The sequence below is a fragment of the Methylibium sp. genome, assembly GCF_013817365.1.
In the GTDB taxonomy this organism is placed as follows: domain Bacteria; phylum Pseudomonadota; class Gammaproteobacteria; order Burkholderiales; family Burkholderiaceae_C; genus Methylibium.
Map to the genome: position 1 here is coordinate 1 of NZ_JACDCU010000586.1, position 2,125 is coordinate 2,125.

General features: G+C 68.3%; 2 protein-coding genes. One reads left to right on the forward strand and one right to left on the reverse strand.

Going from position 1 to position 2,125, the window contains the following annotated elements:
* The first annotated feature begins 166 nt into the window (after nucleotides 1-166).
* Nucleotides 167-1,081 (forward strand): MBL fold metallo-hydrolase, encoded by a 915-nt coding sequence (locus tag H0W38_RS21665; protein WP_292458112.1) that lies wholly within the window; start codon nucleotides 167-169, stop codon nucleotides 1,079-1,081.
* A gap of 9 nt (nucleotides 1,082-1,090) precedes the next feature.
* Here the strand turns inward: H0W38_RS21665 and H0W38_RS21670 are convergent.
* Nucleotides 1,091-2,125: YeeE/YedE family protein (locus H0W38_RS21670; protein WP_292458109.1), on the reverse strand; the 1,035-nt coding region annotated here is incomplete at its 5' end.

Sequence of the window (2,125 nt, forward strand, 5' to 3'; positions counted from 1 at the left end):
GGCGTGGTGCGCCTGTCGAAGCTGCAGGGGCAGGGCTACTCGTACATCAAGCCTTGATGACGGCGCCTTGCGGGCGGCGCTGAGTGCCGGGCCGAGAAGCATGCGAGGCGCCTTCGAAACGGCCCGAAGCAGAATCGCCTGCATCGGCGCAGTTGTCGCCGGGTTGCTGAGTCCGATCGTTGCGGTGGCGGGCGCGGGCGCGGAGCCGGCGGTTCGTGCGGTCCGCGTGGCGCCCGACGTCTGGTTCGTGCAGGGCGAGGCGGCACTGGGCACGGCCGGCAACCGCAACTTCATTTCCAACGCCGGCTTCGTCGTCACCGACGACGGCGTGGTTGTCATCGACGCGCTCGGCGCGCCCACGCTCGCCAACGAACTGATCGCCGAGATACGGCGCGTGACGGCGCAGCCGATCCGCCATGTGATCGTCACTCATTACCACGCCGACCACATCTACGGCCTGCAGGCCTTCAAGGCGGCGGGTGCGAGCGTTGTGGCGCACGCGGCCGGCCGGGAATACCTCACCTCCGACACCGCCCATCGCCGGCTGGAGGCGGGCCGCCAGGACATGTTTCCCTGGATCGACGAGACCACCCGTCTGGTGCCGGCCGACCGCTGGCTCGACACCGACAGCACCCGTTTGCAAGTGGGTTCGACGGAGTTCCAGATCCACCGCGTCGGCCCGGCGCATACGGCGGAAGACCTGGTGATCCACGTGCCTGCGGCCGACGTGCTGTTCGCGGGCGATCTGGTGTTTCGCGGGCGCATTCCGTTCGTCGGGCAGGCCGACAGCCGGCGCTGGATCGAATCGCTCAACCGGCTCATTGCGCTCGAGCCGCGCATCATGATCCCGGGCCACGGGCCCGCGGCGACCGAGCCCGCCGTCGACCTGGCCCTTACGCGCGACTACCTGCTCTATTTGCGCAGCAGCATGGGCGAGGCGGCGCGCAATCTCGAACCCTTCGAGGAGGCCTACGCCAGGACCGACTGGTCACGCTACGAGCGCATGCCGCTGTTCCGCGCGGCCAATCGGATCAACGCCTTCAACACCTATTTACTGATGGAGCAGCAGGGGCCGAGGTGAGAGGAGGCCTCACATGCGGTCCAGCCGCCACATCTGGTAGCGCAGCGCCAGCACCGCGCCGCCAACGATGCCCGCCAATGCGATGAAGCTGCCGATTGCCAGGGTCGAGACGCCCGACAAACCCTGACCGATCGTGCAGCCCAGCGCCGTCACGCCGCCCACGCCCATCAGAAGGCCACCGGCGAGATGGTTCGCGGTGTCTTCAACGCTCCCGAATCCCTCCCAACGGAAGCTGCCACTCAGCAGTGCCCAGGCCGCCGAGCCGATCACCACGCCCGCCACGCTGACAACGCCCAGCGTCAGCAGCTTGTTCGCATCGCTGAAGAACAGCAGCCAGTCGAGCGCATAGCCCACCGGCGCGGCCATGCTCAAGGATTCCATGCGTCGGGAATTGGTGGCGAGGAAAGCCTCCTCGAGCGTGTTCGGGTCTTCCGGCAGGTACCCCAGCACACCGGACACCCACCACATGCCGACGATCACGCCGCCGATCCCGACGCCGCCCAGCCAGACATCGAGCGTGCGTCCTTCCGGCTTGGCCAGCACCCACAGCAGCAGGGCGGCTCCGAAGGCCAGGCCGAGCAGCGCCGCCGACGCGGGCGTGGCCAGACCCGTCGCTCCGGCCAGCAGCGTGGGCAGGTCCTGCCCTTGCGGCAGCTCGATCAGTGCGCGGTCCACGGTGGCCACGCGCAGTACCGCCGTGATGCCCTTGAGCGTGGCGAATGCGGCCACTGCCAGCATCACCACGACCACCAGCGACTTCAGGTTGCCGCCGCCCATGCGCACCAGGCTCTTGCTGCCGCAGCCCGACGCCAGCACCATGCCGAAGCCGAAGATCGCGCCGCCGACAATTCCTGAAAGCCACAGTACCTGCGGGCCGGCATACACGGTCTTGCCGGCGCTCACCCAGCCCAGCGCCACCATCGCGTTGAAGCCGAGGATCGCCACCGCGATGGCCAGCGCCCACATGCGCGCGCGGGTCCAGTCGCGCATGTTCACCACATCGGCAATAGCGCCCATGGTGCAGAAATGGGTGCGCTGCGCAAT